The organism is Lentzea sp. NPDC005914, assembly GCF_040629405.1.
GTDB lineage: Bacteria > Actinomycetota > Actinomycetes > Mycobacteriales > Pseudonocardiaceae > Lentzea.
The window spans coordinates 17,340-35,529 of sequence record NZ_JBEXVQ010000015.1; the positions used below are offsets into that span (position 1 = coordinate 17,340).

Annotated in this window: 23 protein-coding genes; 13 read left to right on the forward strand and 10 right to left on the reverse strand. The window is 69.6% G+C overall.

Going from position 1 to position 18,190, the window contains the following annotated elements; all coding sequences use genetic code 11:
* Positions 1 to 26: 26 nt before the first annotated feature.
* Positions 27 to 1,076, reverse strand: coding sequence for a M4 family metallopeptidase (locus tag ABZ345_RS21805; RefSeq protein ID WP_359851487.1), 1,050 nt, complete (start codon positions 1,074 to 1,076; stop codon positions 27 to 29).
* Positions 1,077 to 1,237: 161 nt separating this feature from the next.
* Between ABZ345_RS21805 and ABZ345_RS21810 the strand changes: the two genes are divergently transcribed.
* Genes ABZ345_RS21810 through ABZ345_RS21825 form a run of 4 tightly spaced genes read left to right on the forward strand, consistent with a single transcriptional unit; the run spans position 1,238 to position 3,232 of the window.
* Positions 1,238 to 1,693, forward strand: a complete 456-nt coding sequence (locus tag ABZ345_RS21810; RefSeq protein WP_359851490.1) for an SRPBCC domain-containing protein — start codon at positions 1,238 to 1,240, stop codon at positions 1,691 to 1,693.
* Positions 1,690 to 2,025: a metalloregulator ArsR/SmtB family transcription factor gene (locus ABZ345_RS21815; protein ID WP_359851493.1), complete on the forward strand. Its 336-nt coding sequence runs from the start codon at positions 1,690 to 1,692 to the stop codon at positions 2,023 to 2,025. Before ABZ345_RS21810 ends, ABZ345_RS21815 begins: the two co-directional genes overlap by 4 nt.
* Positions 2,022 to 2,474, forward strand: coding sequence for an SRPBCC domain-containing protein (locus tag ABZ345_RS21820; protein WP_359851496.1), 453 nt, complete (start codon positions 2,022 to 2,024; stop codon positions 2,472 to 2,474). The genes ABZ345_RS21815 and ABZ345_RS21820 overlap by 4 nt, the downstream gene beginning before the upstream one ends.
* Complete coding sequence (locus ABZ345_RS21825; protein ID WP_359851499.1) at positions 2,468 to 3,232, forward strand: isocitrate lyase/phosphoenolpyruvate mutase family protein; 765 nt, start codon at positions 2,468 to 2,470, stop codon at positions 3,230 to 3,232. The genes ABZ345_RS21820 and ABZ345_RS21825 overlap by 7 nt, the downstream gene beginning before the upstream one ends.
* Here the strand turns inward: ABZ345_RS21825 and ABZ345_RS21830 are convergent.
* Both ABZ345_RS21830 and ABZ345_RS21835 read right to left on the reverse strand, forming a co-directional pair.
* Positions 3,210 to 3,617 carry a hypothetical protein gene (locus tag ABZ345_RS21830; protein ID WP_359851502.1) on the reverse strand — a complete coding sequence of 136 codons (408 nt, stop codon included), beginning with the start codon at positions 3,615 to 3,617 and terminating at the stop codon, positions 3,210 to 3,212. The two genes, ABZ345_RS21825 and ABZ345_RS21830, sit on opposite strands and share 23 nt — an antisense overlap.
* Complete coding sequence (locus ABZ345_RS21835; protein WP_359851504.1) at positions 3,614 to 4,168, reverse strand: sigma-70 family RNA polymerase sigma factor; 555 nt, start codon at positions 4,166 to 4,168, stop codon at positions 3,614 to 3,616. The genes ABZ345_RS21830 and ABZ345_RS21835 overlap by 4 nt, the downstream gene beginning before the upstream one ends.
* Before the next feature lie 107 nt (positions 4,169 to 4,275).
* Between ABZ345_RS21835 and ABZ345_RS21840 the strand changes: the two genes are divergently transcribed.
* Complete coding sequence (locus tag ABZ345_RS21840; RefSeq protein WP_359851507.1) at positions 4,276 to 4,452, forward strand: hypothetical protein; 177 nt, start codon at positions 4,276 to 4,278, stop codon at positions 4,450 to 4,452.
* 43 nt (positions 4,453 to 4,495) lie between these two features.
* On the opposite strand, the gene ABZ345_RS21845 is transcribed toward ABZ345_RS21840, so the two are convergent.
* Complete coding sequence (locus ABZ345_RS21845) at positions 4,496 to 4,987, reverse strand: FBP domain-containing protein (protein ID WP_359851510.1); 492 nt, start codon at positions 4,985 to 4,987, stop codon at positions 4,496 to 4,498.
* 67 nt (positions 4,988 to 5,054) lie between these two features.
* Between ABZ345_RS21845 and ABZ345_RS21850 the strand changes: the two genes are divergently transcribed.
* Both ABZ345_RS21850 and ABZ345_RS21855 read left to right on the forward strand, forming a co-directional pair.
* The gene (locus tag ABZ345_RS21850) at positions 5,055 to 5,618 is read left to right on the forward strand and encodes a WHG domain-containing protein (RefSeq protein WP_359851513.1); all 564 of its coding nucleotides are present in this window, start codon (positions 5,055 to 5,057) and stop codon (positions 5,616 to 5,618) included.
* 49 nt (positions 5,619 to 5,667) lie between these two features.
* Complete coding sequence (locus tag ABZ345_RS21855; RefSeq protein WP_359851516.1) at positions 5,668 to 6,414, forward strand: M15 family metallopeptidase; 747 nt, start codon at positions 5,668 to 5,670, stop codon at positions 6,412 to 6,414.
* 60 nt (positions 6,415 to 6,474) lie between these two features.
* Here the strand turns inward: ABZ345_RS21855 and ABZ345_RS21860 are convergent, their stop codons facing one another.
* Both ABZ345_RS21860 and ABZ345_RS21865 read right to left on the reverse strand, forming a co-directional pair.
* Positions 6,475 to 7,851 carry a tyrosine-type recombinase/integrase gene (locus ABZ345_RS21860; RefSeq protein WP_359851519.1) on the reverse strand — a complete coding sequence of 459 codons (1,377 nt, stop codon included), beginning with the start codon at positions 7,849 to 7,851 and terminating at the stop codon, positions 6,475 to 6,477.
* A 16-nt stretch (positions 7,852 to 7,867) separates the two neighbouring features.
* On the reverse strand, positions 7,868 to 8,929 hold the full coding sequence (locus ABZ345_RS21865; protein WP_359851522.1) for a hypothetical protein: 1,062 nt from the start codon (positions 8,927 to 8,929) through the stop codon (positions 7,868 to 7,870).
* A 283-nt stretch (positions 8,930 to 9,212) separates the two neighbouring features.
* Here ABZ345_RS21865 and ABZ345_RS21870 point away from each other — a divergent pair, with 283 nt between their 5' ends.
* From ABZ345_RS21870 to ABZ345_RS21885, 4 genes are read left to right on the forward strand one after another with little or no spacing between them, the layout of a single operon-like run.
* Positions 9,213 to 10,001, forward strand: a complete 789-nt coding sequence (locus ABZ345_RS21870) for a pentapeptide repeat-containing protein (protein ID WP_359851525.1) — start codon at positions 9,213 to 9,215, stop codon at positions 9,999 to 10,001.
* Positions 10,002 to 10,044: 43 nt separating this feature from the next.
* Complete coding sequence (locus ABZ345_RS21875; protein ID WP_359851528.1) at positions 10,045 to 10,458, forward strand: hypothetical protein; 414 nt, start codon at positions 10,045 to 10,047, stop codon at positions 10,456 to 10,458.
* A 51-nt stretch (positions 10,459 to 10,509) separates the two neighbouring features.
* Complete coding sequence (locus tag ABZ345_RS21880) at positions 10,510 to 11,565, forward strand: agmatine deiminase family protein (protein WP_359851531.1); 1,056 nt, start codon at positions 10,510 to 10,512, stop codon at positions 11,563 to 11,565.
* A gap of 5 nt (positions 11,566 to 11,570) precedes the next feature.
* Positions 11,571 to 12,107: a TetR/AcrR family transcriptional regulator gene (locus ABZ345_RS21885; RefSeq protein ID WP_359851534.1), complete on the forward strand. Its 537-nt coding sequence runs from the start codon at positions 11,571 to 11,573 to the stop codon at positions 12,105 to 12,107.
* On the opposite strand, the gene ABZ345_RS21890 is transcribed toward ABZ345_RS21885, so the two are convergent.
* Positions 12,104 to 12,868, reverse strand: a complete 765-nt coding sequence (locus ABZ345_RS21890; RefSeq protein WP_359851537.1) for an alpha/beta hydrolase — start codon at positions 12,866 to 12,868, stop codon at positions 12,104 to 12,106. The two genes, ABZ345_RS21885 and ABZ345_RS21890, sit on opposite strands and share 4 nt — an antisense overlap.
* Before the next feature lie 82 nt (positions 12,869 to 12,950).
* Entirely contained in the window at positions 12,951 to 13,427 is a 477-nt protein-coding gene (locus tag ABZ345_RS21895) for a hypothetical protein (RefSeq protein ID WP_359851540.1), read from the reverse strand.
* A gap of 113 nt (positions 13,428 to 13,540) precedes the next feature.
* Between ABZ345_RS21895 and ABZ345_RS21900 the strand changes: the two genes are divergently transcribed.
* Positions 13,541 to 14,626 (forward strand): hypothetical protein, encoded by a 1,086-nt coding sequence (locus ABZ345_RS21900; RefSeq protein WP_359851542.1) that lies wholly within the window; start codon positions 13,541 to 13,543, stop codon positions 14,624 to 14,626.
* Between the two features lie 7 nt (positions 14,627 to 14,633).
* Here ABZ345_RS21900 and ABZ345_RS21905 read toward each other — a convergent pair whose 3' ends face one another.
* Positions 14,634 to 15,170: a TetR/AcrR family transcriptional regulator gene (locus tag ABZ345_RS21905; protein ID WP_359851544.1), complete on the reverse strand. Its 537-nt coding sequence runs from the start codon at positions 15,168 to 15,170 to the stop codon at positions 14,634 to 14,636.
* Between the two features lie 84 nt (positions 15,171 to 15,254).
* Here ABZ345_RS21905 and ABZ345_RS21910 point away from each other — a divergent pair, with 84 nt between their 5' ends.
* On the forward strand, positions 15,255 to 16,466 hold the full coding sequence (locus ABZ345_RS21910) for an FAD-dependent monooxygenase (protein ID WP_359851547.1): 1,212 nt from the start codon (positions 15,255 to 15,257) through the stop codon (positions 16,464 to 16,466).
* Between the two features lie 9 nt (positions 16,467 to 16,475).
* Here the strand turns inward: ABZ345_RS21910 and ABZ345_RS21915 are convergent, their stop codons facing one another.
* On the reverse strand, positions 16,476 to 18,134 hold the full coding sequence (locus tag ABZ345_RS21915; RefSeq protein WP_359851550.1) for a M14 family metallopeptidase: 1,659 nt from the start codon (positions 18,132 to 18,134) through the stop codon (positions 16,476 to 16,478).
* Between the last annotated feature and the right edge of the window lie 56 nt (positions 18,135 to 18,190).

Consider the following 18,190-nt stretch of genomic DNA (forward strand, 5'->3'; position numbering starts at 1 on the left):
CGTGCGGGCACAGTAGAAATCCGTGATCAGGCGGTGACGCCGACGTCGTTCCACGAGGCGCGCACCACGCCCGCGACGTCGGCCCCGAACAGCGCCTGGGCGCTCGCGGTGGTCGCCGCGGCCGCGTCGGCGAAGTTCGAGTTCACCTTGAGCTTCGTGGCGAGCGCGTCGTACCAGACCTTGCCCGCCTTCTCCCACGCGTTGCCGCCCAGCCGCGTCGCCGTGAGGTGAAAAGCCTTGTTGGGGATGCCGGAGTTGATGTGCACGCCGCCGTTGTCGTTGCGCGGGTTGCCGTCGTCGGGAAGGTCGACGTACGAACGCATGTGGGCGGGCTGGCGGTCGAGCTGGTGGGCCGTGCCGGGGTCCTTCATCGACCGCAGCGCGACGCCCTGCAGCTGCGTGCCGAGGATGCCCGCGCCGATGAGCCAGTCGGCCTGGTCGGCGGACTGGCCGAGGGCGTGCTGCTTGACGAGCGAGCCGAAGACGTCGGCCATGGACTCGTTGAGCGCGCCGGACTGCTTGCGGTACCGCAGGCCCGCCGTGTGCTGGACGACGCCGTGCGTGATCTCGTGCCCCACGACGGAAATGTCGCGAGAGAGCGCGCCGGGCTGGAAGACCTTGCCGCTGCCGTCGCCGTAGACCATCTGCGTGCCGTCCCAGAAGGCATTGTCGAAGCCGCGTCCGAAGTGGACGGACGAGACGAGCCTGAGGCCGTTGCCGTCGACGCTGTGCCGCCCGAGGACGTCGCGGTAGAAGTCGTAGGTCTGGTCGGCGTTGTCGAAGGCGTCGTTGACGGCGGGATCGCTGCTGGCGCCGTCGCCTTCCTTGCGGCGCATGACGCCGGGCAGGTTGCGCTCGTCGCCGCCCTGGACGTCGTGCACGGCCTTGAACTCGCTGGCCGGTCCGCGCAACTGGTCGGCGCCCAGGCCGAGGAACTGGACGGCCTCGGTGAGCGTGTCGCGCTGGGTGCGCAGGGCGGCCGAGGCGAGCAGAGTCGGGACGGCGTCGCGGATGTCGATGTTGCCGGCTTCCGCGAGCTCGATGAGCAGGTGCGCGGGCAGGATGAAGCAGACCATGTGCGTTTCCCCCTCTAGTCCCCTTGTACCAGGGAGGAGGGGGCCACCTGCCGTGCAAATACATGCCGGTCCGAGATTCATGCAACCAAAGGTTGCGCGAGCACGACGCCCCGGTTAGGTTGATGCGCAACCGATGGTTGCACTGAGACCGGGAGAGTCGCATGGAGTTCGGAAGCATCGAACGGGAGCTGCGCATCGACGCCGCTCCCGAGGTGGTCTACGAAGTGATCAGCTCCGCGGAGCACCTGCGCGAATGGTGGCCCGACGACGCGGAGCTCGACCCCGTACCCGGTGGCACCGGCCGGATCGTCTTCGGCGACCCGGCCTCGCCGGACGCCAAGGTCGAGCAGCTCACCGTGGTGGAGGCCGATCCGCCGCGCCGGTTCGCGTTCCGCTGGGTGTACGACGAAGGCACGTCGGGCGACTCGCTGCTCGTCACCATGGACCTCGTTCCGGCCGACAACGGCACGCTGCTGCGGTTCAAGGAGACCGGCTTCTGCGAGCGCGGGTGGGAGGCCGCCGTGCTGGAGGAGGCCTACCGCGACCACACCCGCGGCTGGGACCACTTCCTGCCGCGCCTCGTCACGCGGGCCAACGCGCTCGTCGCGCGACCGTGATCGACGACGACCTCTGGTCGGCGGTCGGCGACCCGACGCGGCGCCGGATGCTCGACCTGCTGCTCGCCGAGGGCGGCGGCACGGCGACCACGCTCAGCGAACGGCTGCCCGTCACGCGGCAGGCGGTCGCCAAGCACCTCGGTGTGCTGGACCGCGTCGGCCTGGTGCACGCGATGACGGCGGGACGCGAGCGCCGTTACGAGGTGGACGACGCGCAGCTCGCCCGTGCGGTCGCCCAGCTGTCCGCGGTCGGCGCGACCTGGGACGCCCGGCTGCAGCGGATCAAGCGGATCGCCGAACGCATCCAGCGGGACCGAGAGGATCACTCATGACCACGAGCACAGCTCGCAGCTACTCGACGTCGTACACGGTCGGACAGTCACCGGACGAGGTCTTCGCCGCCGTCCTGGACGTCCGCGCGTGGTGGACCGGCGAGGTGCTGGGGCGCGCCGACGAGGTGGGCGCCGAGTTCACCTACCGGCATCCGCCGCAGCACTACAGCCGCCAGCGCGTGGCCGAGCTCGAGCCGGGCCGCCGCGTGGTCTGGCAGGTCACCGACAGCCACCTGTCGTTCGTCTCGGAGCCGGGTGAGTGGACCGGCAGCGAGATCGTCTTCGACATCGTCGCCTCGGCCGGCGGTACCGAGCTGCGGTTCGCCCACGTCGGGCTGGTGCCGGACGTGGAGTGCTACGGCGCGTGCTCCACCGGGTGGCTGCACTACGTCAACGGCAGCCTGCACAGCCTGATCACGACTGGAAAGGGCCTTCCGGACCCATGGTGACCGATCTGGCCGCGAAGGCCGAACTCCTGCGTTCGCTGCACGTCCCCGGTGACCCGCTGGTCCTCCCGAACGCCTGGGACGTCGGCAGCGCGCGTGCTGTCGTGGACGCGGGGTTCCCGGTGGTCGCGACGGCGAGCAACGCGATCGCGGCGGCGCTGGGGTATGACGACGGCGAGGGCGCCCCTCGCGAGGAGATGATGTTCGTCGCCGGGCGCATCGCGGCGTCGGTCGAGGTGCCGGTGACCGTCGACGCCGAGGCCGGGTACGGGCTGGCACCGGGTGAGCTGGTCGAACTGCTCGTCGGGATCGGTGCCGCCGGCTGCAACATCGAGGACACCGACCACGTGAACGGCGGCCTGGTCGACGTGGACGTGCGTGCCGCGTACCTCGGGGCGATGCGGGAGGCCGCCGGCCGCGCCGGAGTGCCGCTGGTCATCAACGCCCGCGTCGACTCGTACTTCCCGGCCTCTCCGCACCACGGGGACGACAGGCTGGCCGACGCCGTCAGCCGCGCCAGGGCGTATTGGTCGGCTGGCGCCGACTGCGTGTTCGTGCCGGGAGCAGGGCCAGCGGACCTCCGCGAGGTGGTCGCCGCCGTTGCCGTGGTGAACGCCGGGCTGCCGTTGGAGGGCGGGTCGCTGGAGGAGCTTCGCGCGGCCGGTGTGGCTCGCGTGTCGGTCGGCCCGCAGCTCTATCGCAGTGCGCTCGACCACCTGCGGGCTGACCTTCAGTTGCTCAGCGGCGCACCCACCGCGTGACGACCGGGGTGCCGTCGTGCGCCGTGACACGGATGCGCACCAGGCCTGGCGGCACCTCGGTCGCCGTGAACCAGCCATCGGCGATCGGCACCGCACGGCGTGACCGCGGCGTCTCCACCACCGCCTCGCCCTCGGCGCCGGTGACCAGGCCGCGGACCACGTCGTCGCTGATCTCCAGGCTGACCGTGACCCGCTCGGACTCGAAGGCCAGCGTGAGCGGTCCGTCGCCGCGGACGAGCGCCTCGTCCTCGATGAGCTCGGCCAGTTCGGCGTCGAGGGTGCGCAGTGCCAGGGCGGCGCTCGCATCGCGCAGCACGCCCGCCGGGACCGGGTCGAACTCGTCGGCGGCGGCGCGCAGGACGTCGAGGAAGTCGTCGTCGTTCATGACCGTTCCTCCAGCACTGAGTGGCCCTTGACCAGCGCTTTCAGCTTGCCGAGGCAGCGCTGCCGGATGGGTCCGATGCTGCCGACCGGCATGTCCAGGGCGAGCGCGGCGTCGGCGTAGGCGGGCGGCGGCGAGGCCATCAGCACGCGCAGCAGCCGCCGGCACCGCTCCGGCAGGTCCTCGAAGACACGCCAGAGCGCGGCGTTGCGTTCGCCTTCGAGCAGCTCGTGGTCGATCGCCGGGGCGGGGTCGGGGGAGTCCTCGATCTCCTCGGCGGGTTCCGGCAGACGGCCTGACCTGCGGATGATCTGCAGGCACTCGTGCCGCGCGGTGGTCGAGAGCCAGCCCGCGAGACGCTCCGGTTCGGCGATGCGGTCGAGGTGCTCGACCAGCTTGATCCACGTGCACTGGACGGCGTCGGCCGCGTCGGCGTCACTGAGGCGGTAGGCGCGGGCGATCGACCACAGCAGTCCGCTGAACTGTCTGACCAGGGCGTCCCACGCGCTCTGGTCCCCACGCGCGGCCGCGGCCACCAGCGCCGGAATGTCCATGTGGACATGATGCCGCGCCACGCGGTCTTGATTCGCGAAATTGCCGTCCAAGTCGGGTCATTCGGGTGCATGCTGTGACCGACAGCACTAGCTGAGGACTGATGAACATGACCAGTGCGACCGCGTCCTCCCGCCACAACTGGGAGACGGACCTGGAGCGCTACCGCAACCGAGCGGTGAGCGTCCTCGAGGCCCACGTGCCTGCTGAGACCGGCTGCACCGAGTGCGGCGACCCGTGGCCCTGTGCCCGCGCGTGCGCGGCCGAGCTGGTGCTCGAACTCTGAGAACCTGCTCTGCTCGCGGACGTGGGGTGTCCACGTCCGCTTCCTACGAGTTCACCCGTTCGAGGAACGCGCCGACCCCGCCGGCCATCCGCTCGACCTGCTCGTCGAGCGTGATCGACTCCTTGAACCGCGACCCCGGTCCCGCGCTCTTCTTCCCCCGCAGGTACAGCGAGCACTCCAGGTCCGCGCACACGTAGACGCCGACGGAGTTGCCCAGCTGCCCGGACTTCCCCGCCTTGCGCGCGGTCATCAACGACACCCCGTCGCCGGAATGCGTGGTCAGGCACCACGCGCACATCGTCTTGCGCGCCCGCCCGGCCTGGGCCGCCCTGCGCAGCGCGATGCCGACGAGCCGTCCGTCCAGTTCGATCACCAGGTACGCGCGGTCGGGGGCGGCGGGATCACGCCAGCCGAGGAAGTCCAGGTCGTCCCACGGTCGTGCGGCAAGATCCTTGGGCACGTGCATGCGCTTCGCCTCGCCCTTGGTGGAATTGACGAAGGACGCGCGGATGTCGTGTTCGGTCACCGGCTTCATGACCAGGGACGCTAGGCTTACCTAGAGGTCCTAGGCAAATTATTAAGGACCCTAGGAAGGGTGGCGCATGGCACGCGCGGGGCTCACCGCCGACCGCCTCACGCAGGCGGCGGCGGAGCTGGCCGACGAGGTCGGCTTCGAGAACGTGACGGTGTCCGCGCTGGCCCGGCACTTCGGCGTGAAGGACGCGTCGCTCTACTCGCACATCCGCAACGCCCACGACCTGCGCGTCCGCCTCGCCGTGCTGGCCCTGGCCGAACTGGCCGACCGGGTCTCCGACGCCCTCGCCGGCCGTTCGGGCAAGGACGCGCTCGTGGCGTTCGCCACCGCCTACCGGACCTATGCCCGCGAGCACCCCGGCCGGTACGCGGCGACGCAGATGGCGCTCGACCCGGACACGGCGGCGACCAGCGCGGCCGGCAAGCACGCCGAGATGACACGCGCGATCCTGCGCGGCTACGACCTGTGGGAGCCGGACCAGACCGACGCCGTACGGCTGCTGCACAGCACGTTCCACGGCTTCGTGTCGTTGGAGCGCGCCGGTGCGTTCCACAGCCACCCGCGCGGGGTCGAGGCGTCATGGACACGGGCCCTCGACGCGCTCGACTCGCTGCTGCGTTCGTGGCCCTAGTTCCGCTGACCGGTATCAATACTTCGGCGACCGACGCCGCACTGCTTGGATGAGCGCCATGCGCGCCCTGCTGCTCTCCGTGCTGCTGACCGTGTCGTTCACGATGCCCGCCCAGGCCACGAGCGGGTTCGTCGTGCTCCGCGACGTGGACCCCACGATCCTGCACGACATCCGCTACTACACCTCCCACAACTTCGTGGGCACCCGCGTCGACGGCTACCGCCAGCCGCTGTGCATCCTGACCAGGCCCGCGGCGCTGGCGTTGCGCTCGGTCCAGCGCGAGATGCTCAAGCAGGGCTACACGCTCAAGGTCTACGACTGCTACCGCCCGCAGCGCGCGGTCGACCACTTCGTGCGGTGGGCGCGCGACCTGGCCGACCAGCGGATGAAGGCCGAGTTCTACCCGCGCGTCGACAAGACGCGGCTGTTCGAGGACGGCTACATCGCGGAGAAGTCCGGGCACAGCCGCGGTTCCACGCTCGACCTGACGATCGTGAAGCTGCCGGCGCGGTACCAGCGGCCGTACGTTCCGGGCGAGAAGCTGGTGGACTGCATCGCGCCGAACCGGTTTCCCGACAACACCGTCGACATGGGCACCGGGTACGACTGCTTCGACACGCTCTCGCACACCGACGACCCGCGGGTGACCGGGAAGGCGCGGGAGAACAGGCAGCTGCTGAAGGCGGCGATGGCGGGGGCCGGGTTCCGCAACCTGCCTGAGGAGTGGTGGCACTTCACGTTGAACGGTGAGCCCTACCCGGACACCTACTTCAACTTCCCGGTGTCACGGGTCTGACGGGTCTCGCGGCTCGGCGCTCCACCAGCCGAGTGGCGCGTGCGCCGGCACGACCCGCCCCTAGCGGTTCAGGCGCTCGAGCAGGGTGCGGGCGTGCGCGGCGATCCGGGGATGCGGGTGCTCGGAGATCTCCCGGACGCACGCCACGACCTCCTCCGGAACCGGGCCCGCGCACAACCGGTCGATTTCCTGCAGGTGGTGGAGCAGTTCCACGGCGTCGCCGGTGTCCGCCGCTCGGGTGAGGGCGTGCGCGGCGGCGACGAGCGCGGAGGCCGTGGCGGCGCCGTCGACGCGTTCGTGGCGCGCTCGAATCAGCGTGGCCTCGACGATGTCGACGGCCGAGCGGGACGGGTCGCGGGCAGCCTGGTTGTAGACGCGCTGGGTGGTGTCGACCGAGGCGTGGCCGACGTCGGCTTGGACGTGGGTCATGTCGGCGCCGCCCTCTGCGGCGCTGGTGACGTAGAAGTGGCGCACGACGTGCGGGCCCAGGGCTCCCGCGATCTCGGCCAGTTCCGGGCCGGCCGCCACGGCGATGCGGCGCAGCAGGGCCCAGACGTCGCGCGGGTTCATCCTGCCCCCGTCGCGGGTGATGATCAGCGGGGTGCGATGCGGGGCCACCTGGTGCGGCAGCGACAGCACCGAGGTCCGTGACCAGCGATCCCGTTCGGCCAGGTACTCCGTCACCGCGTTGTCGGCCAGCTTCGACAGGTACACGATCCGGAACTTGCCGCCCTTGCCCAGGACTCGCAGCGCCTTGCGGCCGCGGTTCTGGTGCAGGTCGCCCCGGTCCAGGCCGGTGGCCTCGGCGACGCGCAACCCCAGGGTGAACAACGCGGTGAGGGCCACGGCACGCAACGCCATCAGCGGGTTCACGCCGCGCCGCACCCGTGCCGCGGTGTGCAGCAGCAGCTCCACCTGCCGCGCGGTCAGCACCACGGTGGCCGAGGTGTCGTGACTGCGGCCCAGCCCCAGGCCCGACCGGTCGAAGTTGGTCGGATCGCCCGGCACCGCGCCGTGCTCCCACAGGTACCCGTAGAACTTGCCCACCACGGCGAGCCGATGCGCGCGCGTCGACTTGGGCACGCCGGCGGCGGCCAGGTCCTGCTGCCACTGCTTCACCTCGGTCGACGTCACGCCGAGCGGGTGGATCCGGGCGTGGTCGCACCAGCGGAACCAGGCCAGGTGCCGGAACTTGCCGGTCCGCACGGGCGGTGTCGACGCGGAGGCGGGACGGGGATCTGGTTGCGAGGTCAGGGACGTCACCCACGTGCGGCTGACGCCGAGCGCGTCCGCATAGGACAGACGGGTGGCCCGGGAGGTGTAGCCGAGCAGCCAGTCACGCAGCAGCCGTTCCAGCTCGGCGAGTTCGGTGAACAGCTCGGCAGGCAGGTCCATCGCACCCGACGCTGTCACGGTGAGCTCTCCACGATCACGCACGCGCGTGACGTTATACCTAGTCGATCACGGCGAGCGCCTCGGCGATCCGCGTGGCGTCGTCCCGGTCGTCATCGGTGCGGGCCTGCAGCGCGAGCTGAACGGCGGTGAGAACGCCGGCGATCCGCTGTGCGCCCGCTGCCGCGCGTTCGGCCTGGTCGCGTAGTGCCTGGAGCAGTTCTCCGTGTCGCTGGGCGCGCTGTTCGTGGCCCTCGACCAAGGCCGCCAGAGACGCTTCGTAGGCCTTCTTCTGTGAGATCAGTTCGCCGGCCTGGTCGCGGCGCAGCTGCTCGAGCTCACCCGTGTGAGCGGCGCGTTCCTGGTCGAGCTGGCCTGCGAGGGAACGCAGCTCGGCTTGGGCGCGCGCCTGTTCGTCTTCGCGTTGCTGCTGGACTGCGGTCAGTTCAGCGGTGAGACGGGCGGCCTTTTCCCGTGCGGCGGCGGCCTGTTCGTGAGCCAGCGCGACGCGGGTGTCGGCGGCCTGGGCGGTGGCGGCTTCCCGGGCGGCCGCGTCGGCGGCTTGCTGTTCGGAGGTGTCGCGCTGGGCCTGCATGCGGTCACGGGCGGCGTAGGCCTCCAGGCGAGCCTGGTCAGCGGCGTCGCGGGTCTTCAGCGCGGCGGTCTCAGCGGCTCGGGACTCGGCGGCCTGGCGCAGTGCCTCGTCCCTGGCGAGCTCGGCGGCGTGCGCCCTCGCCAGCGCCTGGTCCCGATCCTCGACCGCGGCGCGGGTGTCGGCCTCGGCGGTCTCCGCTCGGGCGATCAGGGTCGTTTCCAGGGCTTCGAGGGTCGTGTGGGCCGTGGTCATCGCCTCCAGTAGCCCGTTGAGCGGTTCCCACGCGTCGTCCAGCTGCTCGGCGAGGTCTGCCGCGGTCTGGCGCAACGTCATCGCCTCGCCGCCGGTGAGCTCGGTGGCGCGTGCAGCGGCTCGCTGCAGTTTGGCCTGCGACTGGCAGTCCTTGTCGTCGGCCCAGCAGTACAGCGGCGGGCGGCCGGTCGGCTTGCGCGCCGACACCGGCGTGCCGCAGTAGCGGCAGGGGCGGGTGCGGACCGGCTGACCAGCGGTTTCAACGGTGATCGTCACCCGCACAGCCTACCACGCTTACTAGTTTCCGTTTTCAGTAACCAGTATCTGTTTCTGGCAACAAGAACGTTCAGATCGACCTTGCCGAGATAAGTGTCATTATGTCGGCATCATGTGCTAACGCGAATACAGTGCCGTGAAGGAGGCGGATGTGGGCGCTGCGAAAACTAGGAGGCCGTCACCGTGACGAAAATTGGCCCTTGTCTCGGCATGGGCGGATCACGAGGTCGTGATCCGGCGCTCGGCGTGAGATCGCTCCGAGCGAGCCAGTAGGCTGATCGCGATGGACGAGCTGAAGGGCGACTGCGCCAACTGTTTCGGGTTGTGCTGCGTCGCGCTGCCGTTCGCGAGGTCGGCGGACTTCGCGGCCACCAAGGACGCCGGGACGCCGTGCCGCAACCTGCTGGCCGACCACCGGTGCGGCATCCACGACCAGCTGCGGCAGAAGGGCTATCCCGGCTGCACGGTCTACGACTGCTTCGGTGCCGGGCAGCGGGTGTCGCAGACGGTGTTCCGCGGCGTCGACTGGCGCACCGGTGAGCGGCAGAAGATGTTCGCCGTGTTCCCTGTCGTGCGGCAACTGCACGAGCTGCTCTGGTACCTCGCCGAGGCACGGCGCCTCGATCCGCACGACGACCTCGACGACGCCTACGCGGAGGTCGAGCGGCACACGGTCGCGGAGCCGGACGACATCCTGCGGCTCGACGTGGCGGAGATCCGGGCGAAGGTGAACGTCCTGCTGCTGCGCACCAGCGAGCGGCTGCGGTCGAGCGCGAAGTCGTACCGGGGCGCGGACCTGATCGGCGCGCGGATGCGGAACAAGAACCTGAGCAGCGCCGACTTCCGGGGTTCCTACCTGATCGGCGCGGATCTGACGAACGCCGACCTGTCGCGGGCGGACATGATCGGTGCCGACCTGCGGGGTGCGGAGCTGGCGGGTGCGGATCTGAGCACGTGCCTGTTCCTGACGCAGCCGCAGGTCAACGCCGCTCGGGGCAACGCCCGCACGAAGCTGCCCGCGACGCTGACGCGGCCGTCGCACTGGGACGCGGTGACCGGCAAGCGCCGCTGACGGTGTCAGGGCGGTGTCAGCGGCCGCTGTCAGAGTGCCGATCATGAAGAAGGCACTTCTGATCATCGCCGCCGCGGTGGCGGGTCTGCTCGCACCCGGCGTCGCGCACGCCGAGACCCCTCCCGGCTGCGCGTCGGCCCAGCAGATCGGCTCGACCGCCTACGTGAAGTTCGCGGACGGCTCGACGGCCGCGTCGGTGAAGCAGTTCGCGGGCTGCGGCAAGAACTGGGGCTACGTGTTCGTGTGGGCGGACTTCGCCGCGAAGTACGACCAGTTCCACGTCGTCGTGTCGGTCAAGACCGACGACGGCCTCGACCACGGCAAGGTGATCGGCCGGCTCGACCAGCGCGAGGTGTGGTCCAAGGGCACGTCCACCATCAACGAGTGCACGCGGGCGGCCGGCATCGTGGCGCTTGGCGAGGACGGCTGGAGCGCCAACACGAGCCGTCGCTGCTGACCAGCGCGAACGGTCTGACTGAAATTTCAGTCAGGATCTGGGGTGGGCCTCATGAAGAGGCGCGCTTTCGTGCAGCCGGCGGCGGCCGCGGTCAGTGGTCTGCTCGCCGGCTGCGCGGATGATCAGAGGTCCTGGGTGATGCCGGAGGAAGGGCAACCCCACAGGCGGACGTGGATGGCGTTCGCCGCCTCCGAACGGATCTGGGGGCGAGACCTGGTTGCCCAGGTGCAACGCGACCTGGCCCGGATCGCTACCACGATCGCCCGGTTCGAGCCGGTGTCGATGCTCGTGAGCGCTGACGAGCTGGACCTCGCCCGTCAGCTGACCGGCGGAAACGTCGACCTGGTCACCGCGGAGCTCGACGACCTGTGGCTGCGGGACACCGGTCCGGTGTTCGTGAACGGTGCCGCCGTGGACTTCAACTTCAACGGCTGGGGCGGCAAGCAGCGGCACAGCCGGGACGCGATGGTCGCGCGGTGCGTGGCAGGTCACGCCGGCGTCGAGGCGGTGAAGACCGATCTGGTGCTCGAGGGCGGCGCGCTGGAGGTCGACGGCGAGGGCACGGCGATCATCACCGAGAGCTGCGTGCTCAACGACAACCGCAACCAGGGCTGGACCAAGCGCGACGTCGAGGAGGAACTGGCGCGCCTGCTGGGGATCCGGAAGGTGATCTGGCTGCCGCGCATCGCCGGGCGTGACATCACCGACGGGCACACGGACTTCTACGCGCGGTTCGCCGGTCCCGGTGTGGTGGTGGCAGGGCTGGACAACGACCCCGAGTCGTTCGACTACGACGTCACGCGCCGCCACCTGGAGATCCTTCGTGAGGCCACGGACGTCCAGGGCTGGAAGCTGCGGGTCGAGGTGCTGGAAGGGCCGTCGCGGACGCGGGTGCAGGACGAGGACTTCGCGGCCGGGTACGTGAACTTCTACGTGTGCAACGGCGCGGTGATCGGGCCGGAGTTCGGTGACCCGGAAGCCGACGGGAAGGCCCTGGCGATGCTCACGCGACTGTTTCCCGGACGTACGGTGGTGCAGATCAACATCGACGGCATCGCGTCGGGTGGTGGTGGCATCCACTGTGCGACGCAACAAGAACCGAGGTAGCCCCAGTGTCGGAGCGCAGGACGCAGATGCTCGAGGCGGCCGTTCGCGTGATCGCGCAGGACGGTGTGCGCGGGCTGCGCGTCGAGAAGCTCGCGGCCGAGGCCGGCGTGTCCACGGCGTTGATCTACTACCACTTCAAGGACCGCGCGGGGATCCTGCGGGCGGCGTTGGGGCACGTCAACCATCGTGCGCGTGTCTACACCGAGCCGGCGGACGGTGATCCGCGCGCGCAGCTGGAGCAGATGCTGCTGGCTGAGCTGCAGGACGTCGCGCAGGTGCGGGAGACGAGCGTGGCGTGGGGTGAGCTGCGGGCCAGCGCGGTCTTCCACGCCGAGCTGCGCGAACCCCTGGAAGCCGCCACCCGCGCGTGGAACGCCGACGTCGCCGAACTGGTCCGCGCGGTCGATCGGGAGCTGGACTGCGAGGCGGTGGCCGAGCGGCTCACGGCGCTGGTCGAGGGGCTGAGCGAGCGCTGGCACAGCGGGTCGGTGTCTCTGGAACGGGCGCGCGAGCTGCTGACCGGCGCTTTGCGTGACCTCTAGACCGACAGGCGTTGCTGGGCGACCGCGCGGGCGAAGCCCTCGACGTTGTCGATCATGATGTTGTGGCCGGTGTGCGGCACGGAGATGACCTGGACACCGGCGGCGGTGAGTTCGCGGGCGCCGGAGGGCGGGGCGTCCTCGGGGTGCAGGAAGACGCGCGGGATCTCCAGTTCCAGCAACAGCTTCCGCATCGTCGGGGACGTGCCGCGGACGAGGTCGACGGCGCTGCGGTAGAGGGCTTCGCGGCCGGCCATGCGCATGGTGGCGGCCCAGTGCGGCCCGACGTCGCGCAGCACGCGCTCGAAGCCGTGCGAGAGGAAGTCGGCCTCACCGTAGGCGGCGATGCCCCGGCTGCCGGGCGCGCCGAGCGCGGGCGTGGCGGGGTCGACGTGGGGGTCGACGAGGACGAGCGAGCGCACCATCTCGGGATGGCGCGCGGCGAGCACGATGGCGACGGCGCCGCCCATGCTGTGGCCGATGATCTCGCTGCGCCGCAGCCCGATCTTGGCCAGCGCCACCGCGAGCGCGTCGGCGTGCCCTTCGAGCGAGTAGGCGAACCCGGTGGGCCGGTCGCTGATGCCGAAGCCGAGCATGTCCATCATCAGGCTGCGGCGGCCGGCGAGCAGCGGGTGCGAGACGGCTTCGGCGTAGTAGGGCGCCGATGACGCGCCGAGGCCGTGCAGGTAGACGCGTGCGGGCGTGGCGCCCGGCACTTCGACCCAGCGGATCCGGACCCCAGGTCTGATCTCGACGGCGCGCATTTCTCTCCCCGCGTGGATTCGGTTTCCGGACCCTACCCTGCGTCCCCTGAGTGTGAGACCGCTTTTGAGAGCCGGTTCTCAGCTAGTCGACGACTCGTGCCGAGACCACCGCGAGAAGCAGTGTCACGGCGGTGAACACGAAGGTGTAACTGAATCCTATGGCCGCGTGCAGAGGGCGTGATCGCGCTCCCTCGCACAGCTGCAGCTGCCAGTAGGCGGCGCCCAGCCCGAAGATCAGCCACGGGATGACGATCAGCGCTGTGGTGGGTCCGCCGAGCATGCCGCTGACCGCGAAAGGTGTTGCGGCGGTGAGGATTCCGGTGACCGCGGCGACTGTTCGCGGCCTAGTCACCGGCTCACCGGACAGGCGCGTGGCTCCCGTGGCGACGGCTGCCGCGAGCGCCACGGCGGTGATCAGGAGGCCGAACAGCCACGGGCGTTCGTCGGCGCCGGTGGCGGTGACCGGGATGAGGGCGGCCGCGATGAGCAGCACGACGGCGGTGGGTGTCAGCGGCAGCACCCAGGCGTGGCGGAGGGGCACCGCGTGATGCTCGCTCATGTTCGTGTTGATCGGCAGAGGCCGAACGGTGTCACTCCACCGCTGTCTTGCCGGGTGTTCGCGAACTGAGGTAGCCGTTGTCGGCCCGGTATCTGATCTCAGGGGGTCTGACGGTGACACGTCCGAAGGCATTCGTGGTCATGCCGTTCGCGAGAGAGTTCGACGACATCTGGACCGAACTGCTCAAGCCGGCACTCGAGCGGGCGGGCTTTGCCGCGACCCGCGCCGATTCGGTGCTCAACCAGCGGAACATCCTGCAGGACGTCGTGCTCGGGATCGGTGAGGCCGCCCTGATCATCGCCGATCTGACCGGCCTCAACAGCAACGTGATGTACGAGCTCGGGCTCGCGCACGGCCTGCGGCGCCGGGTCGTGCTGATCACCCAGAACCTGGAGGACGTGCCGTTCGACCTGAGGGCGTACCGGGTGATCGAGTACTCGACGAGGTTCGGCCGCAGTGACGAGCTGGTCTCCGTCATCGCCGAGATCGCCGGCAACCTGTCGCAGCTCGGCTTCGGCAGCCCGGTCACGGACTTCTGGAACCCAGACCTGCATCCCGTCGAGGCCGAGGCGGAGCTGTCCTCGGCGGCGCACCCGGTGGCCCCCGCGGACGTCGAAGCGGCCATGGCGTTGACCGAGGCCTCGATGCGGACACTCCTGTCGCTCGCCACGACGGCGGTCGAACCCATCGGCACCGACACGGACACGCTGGTGGGGCTGGCCACCGTTCTGCAGTCGGACGAGCCGGCCGGCAAACCCGGCTTCTTCCGTCGCCGCGCTCGCGAGAACGACGTGGCCGCGGCAGAGCAGGAGATGGCGTCCTGGATCATTGCGCTGGGCGCCCGCCTCGACGAGTACGTCCCCGACATGACGCGGGAGTTGGAGAAGATCGACCGCGGGGTGAGCACCATCGCCTTCGCCGATCGGCTGGACTTCCCGTCGGCCGTCGTGACGTTGAACAGGTGGCGGATCTCCGTGCCCGATCAGCTCGAGAGGATCGGCAAGGCGGAGACGAGTCTGCGGCGGTTCGCCATGGGATGCGAGTCACTCGGCGCGGACTACCCGGTGATCCGGCGGGCCAGCGACCGGGCGGGGGTGCCGCTGTGGGCGATGGTCGACCGTTACGTGAGCGCCCAGGCGCAGCTGTCACGGCTGGAGAACCTGCTGGAGACGAAACCGGCCCCGGCCGCGGGCCAGTAGCAGTAGCTCAGGTCAGGCCGAGCGCGGCGCAGGCGGCCGTCACGGTGGCGGCTTTCAGTTCGTCGACGGGTGCGTCGGGGAACTGCATGGTGCAATCCTGCATGCCGCCGAACGCCAGCACCGCGCGGGCTTCCTGCTCCAGCGTCGCTCCCGGCCCGAACACGAGCCGGGTCAGGCGGGCGCGCCACGCGAGCACGATGTCGATCAGGCCCAGCTCGGCGAGCGTGGTCATCTCGGTGAGCAGGAGCAGCATGTCCTTGCGGTGGCGGTGGTGGAAGTCGAAGAAGCCCTCCACGAGCTCGCGGGGCGCGACGTCGGCGCGGGCCTCCATGCGGTCGAGGAACTGCTCGCCGTCGTCGAGCAGCGGCGTGACGATGCTGCGGACCAGGTCCTCGCGCGAGGTGAAGTGGTAGTAGAGCGCGGGTTTGGTGATGCCGAGGCGGTCGGCGATCTCCTGCAGGCTCGTCTGCTGCACGCCTTTGGTGGCGAACAGCTCGCGGGCGGTCTGCATGATCCGCTGTTTGGTGTCGGACGGTCGGGCCACGCGTCGAATCTTACTTAACAGTCGGTAAAAACGGGTGTAGGCTCGCCGGCAGGGGACTTACCGAACGTTAAGTAAGGGGTTGACGTGCGGATTCTTGTTTCAGGGGCGAGCATCGCGGGTCCGGTTCTGGCGTACTGGCTGGCCCGGTACGGGCACGAGGTGACGGTGGTGGAGCGGTCGCCGGTGCTGCGCAAGACAGGTGGGCACGCGGTCGACCTGATGAAGCCCGCGATGGAGATCTCGGAGCGCATGGGCGTGGTCGGGCGCATCGAGGCGCTGGCGACCGGGACGGAGCGGATCACGGTCCTGCGGGAGGGGACGCGCAGACCTATCAGCGCGGACGTGACCAAGCTGTTCGCGGCGGCGTCGGACCGGCATGTCGAGGTGATGCGCGACGATCTGAGCGAGATCTACTACGAGGCGACGCTGCCCGACGTGGCCTACATGTTCGGCGACTCGATCACGTCCATCGGCGACGACGGTGACGTGACGTTCGAGAACGCGCAGCCGCAACGGTTCGACCTGGTGATCGGCGCCGACGGGTTGCACTCGAACGTGCGCCGGCTGGTGTTCGGCGAGGTCGCCAAGAACTTCACCGGCGCGTACCTGGCGGTGTTGTCGGTCCCGCGCGAACTGGGTGTGCCGGGAGCGATGACCGGGCACATCGGGCCGGGACGCAGCGCGCAGGTCTACGGCGCACGGCACGTGGACGACGCGCGGGCGGTGTTCCTGTTCCGCAGCCCCGAACTCGACTACCACCACCGCGACGTCGACCGGCAGAAGCAGCTGCTGCGTGAGGCGTTCGCGAACCTGCACCCCGAGGTCGACGCGTGGTTGAAGTATCTCGACGAGGACCGGGTGTTCTACTTCGACTCGATCACGCAGCTGCGCGAGGACCGGTGGTCGAAGGGACGCGTGGCGCTGGTCGGGGACGCGGGTTACTGCCCCGGCCCGGCGATCGGGGGCAGCACGAGCCTGGCGGTGATGGGTGCGTACGTGCTGGCGGGCGAGCTGGCGCACACCGACGACTACGCGGCGGCGTTCGCGCGCTACGAGAACGAGATGCGCGAGCTGGTGCACGCGAGCCGCAAGTTCGCGCTCGGCGTGGCGAAGACGCTGATCCCGCGGACGAGGACGGGTGTGTGGGCGTTGACGCGGGGTGCGCAGCTGGTGACGTCGCTGCCGTCGTGGATGGTGCGGCCGCTGGCCAAGCTGAACTCGAAGGGCCTGCGGCTGCACGACTCGATGGTGGTGCGCGACTACGAGCGTCAGGGCGCCGGTGTTGCGGCGCCCTGACGCGTCAACTCAGAACTGCAGGCTCCACTTGTCGAGGAAGCCGGTGTCCTGGGCCGCGTTGTCGTTGACCCGCAGCTGCCAGTTGCCGTTGGCGACCTCGCTGGAGGCGTTGACGGTGTAGGTGGTGTTGATGTTGTCGGTGCCGCCGCCGGTGCGGTTGTGCAGGGTGTAGACGGTGCCGTCCGGGGCGACCAGGTCGACCTTGAGGTCGCCCTGGTAGGTGTGCTTGATGTCCACGGCGACCTTGAGGGCCGCCGGGGCGTTGCCGGTCACCTCGGACACCGCGATCGGGGAGTTGACGGTGCTGTTGTCCGCGATCGGGAAGTCAGTGGCGTTCTCGAAGTACTTGCCGGGCGGGGTGGTGACGCCGCAGTACTGCTGCTCCTTGCCGATGGCCTCGTACGGGCAGTCGGCGCGTTCGAGCAGCTGCAGCACGGCCTCCTTGTTGCGGGAGGTCTGCGCCGGGATCACCTCGTCGGGCGGGTAGAAGCCGCCGCCGGAGCCGGAGCTGCCGGGGTACATCTCGAAGGTGTAGGCGAAGATGCCCTGCGTGCCCCACAGCCAGTCCGGGATCGACCCGTCGGTGATGTACAGGTCGCTGGACTGCTCGGGCGTGTAGCCGTTGCTCTGAGCCATGGACTGGCCGATGGTGGCGAACGTGTCGCGCTGGTCCTGGGTCAGGCCCGGCGCGACGTCGTCGTAGGTCCAGCCCCACGGCCACAGGATGAGCTGGCTGTAGGTGTGGAAGTCGATGGACGCGGTGATCTGCTGCTTGCCGCCGACGGTGCGGCCGCGCACGAAGTCGGACACGACCTTGACCTCGGGAGCGGACGCCGCGCTGGGGCCGCGGTAGGTCTCACTGCCGGTACTGCCCGAGGAACCGCCGCAGCAGCCCCACTTGTAGTCCCAGTTGCGGTTGAGGTCGGTGCCGACGTTGCTCGAACCGGCGTTGGGCTGGCGGTTCTTGCGCCACGACCGGTAGCTGCCGGTCGCGATGTCGTACTCGCCGCCGTCGGGGTTGACGTCCGGGATGATCCAGATCTCGCGGGTGTCGACGAGGTCCTTGACCCGCGGCTCGGTCGCGTACTTCGAGGTCAGCTCGTTGATCGTGTACAGCGCCATCTCGACGGTGAGGTGCTCACGGGCGTGCTGGTGGTGCGTGAACAGCACCTCCGGCTCGTTCTCGTCGACGCCGACGTTGTCGCTGATCTTGAGCGCGATGATGTCGCGGTTCTCGTAGGACTTGCCGATGACCTGCTTGGAGATCAGGTTCGGGTACGCGGCGACCACGTTGTTGATCTCGGCGGTCATCTCGGCGTAGTTGTGGTAGTTCGAGTCCGCGGCGGGGAAGTCGAACGGCCCGATCTCGGAGTTCGCCTCCATCCGCTTCGGCAGCTCGGAGACCTCGAAGCCCTGGGCCCTGAGGTTGCGGACCTCGCGCTCGGTCGCGGTGATCACGACGATGCCGTGCTCCTCGACCGAATCGATCGCGGCGCCGGAGCGGGCGACCTTGGAGCGCTGCTCAGCGGTGCGGACGTTGTTGACCTGGTAGTTCGTCGACGTTTCTTGCTTGTCGGGGGCCGCCCCGGTGGGCACGCCTCCCATGGCGAACACGACGCTCGCGGCGACGGTGACCCCGATCAGAGGTCTGAGATGGTTCTTTCGCATGCAGGGCAACCCTTTCGTACCACGGCAGGGACATGGCTCCGCCAAGTGAAGTGCGT

Bases quoted from the DNA above. Each gene is read 5' to 3' on its own strand.
- ABZ345_RS21805 (WP_359851487.1), bottom strand. From the start codon at position 1,076: ATGGTCTGCTTCATCCTGCCCGCGCACCTGCTCATCGAGCTCGCGGAA.
- ABZ345_RS21810 (WP_359851490.1), top strand. From the start codon at position 1,238: ATGGAGTTCGGAAGCATCGAACGGGAGCTGCGCATCGACGCCGCTCCC.
- ABZ345_RS21820 (WP_359851496.1), top strand. From the start codon at position 2,022: ATGACCACGAGCACAGCTCGCAGCTACTCGACGTCGTACACGGTCGGA.
- ABZ345_RS21825 (WP_359851499.1), top strand. From the start codon at position 2,468: ATGGTGACCGATCTGGCCGCGAAGGCCGAACTCCTGCGTTCGCTGCAC.
- ABZ345_RS21830 (WP_359851502.1), bottom strand. From the start codon at position 3,617: ATGAACGACGACGACTTCCTCGACGTCCTGCGCGCCGCCGCCGACGAG.
- ABZ345_RS21835 (WP_359851504.1), bottom strand. From the start codon at position 4,168: ATGGACATTCCGGCGCTGGTGGCCGCGGCCGCGCGTGGGGACCAGAGC.
- ABZ345_RS21840 (WP_359851507.1), top strand. From the start codon at position 4,276: ATGACCAGTGCGACCGCGTCCTCCCGCCACAACTGGGAGACGGACCTG.
- ABZ345_RS21845 (WP_359851510.1), bottom strand. From the start codon at position 4,987: ATGAAGCCGGTGACCGAACACGACATCCGCGCGTCCTTCGTCAATTCC.
- ABZ345_RS21850 (WP_359851513.1), top strand. From the start codon at position 5,055: ATGGCACGCGCGGGGCTCACCGCCGACCGCCTCACGCAGGCGGCGGCG.
- ABZ345_RS21855 (WP_359851516.1), top strand. From the start codon at position 5,668: ATGAGCGCCATGCGCGCCCTGCTGCTCTCCGTGCTGCTGACCGTGTCG.
- ABZ345_RS21870 (WP_359851525.1), top strand. From the start codon at position 9,213: ATGGACGAGCTGAAGGGCGACTGCGCCAACTGTTTCGGGTTGTGCTGC.
- ABZ345_RS21875 (WP_359851528.1), top strand. From the start codon at position 10,045: ATGAAGAAGGCACTTCTGATCATCGCCGCCGCGGTGGCGGGTCTGCTC.
- ABZ345_RS21880 (WP_359851531.1), top strand. From the start codon at position 10,510: ATGAAGAGGCGCGCTTTCGTGCAGCCGGCGGCGGCCGCGGTCAGTGGT.
- ABZ345_RS21890 (WP_359851537.1), bottom strand. From the start codon at position 12,868: ATGCGCGCCGTCGAGATCAGACCTGGGGTCCGGATCCGCTGGGTCGAA.
- ABZ345_RS21895 (WP_359851540.1), bottom strand. From the start codon at position 13,427: ATGAGCGAGCATCACGCGGTGCCCCTCCGCCACGCCTGGGTGCTGCCG.
- ABZ345_RS21915 (WP_359851550.1), bottom strand. From the start codon at position 18,134: ATGCGAAAGAACCATCTCAGACCTCTGATCGGGGTCACCGTCGCCGCG.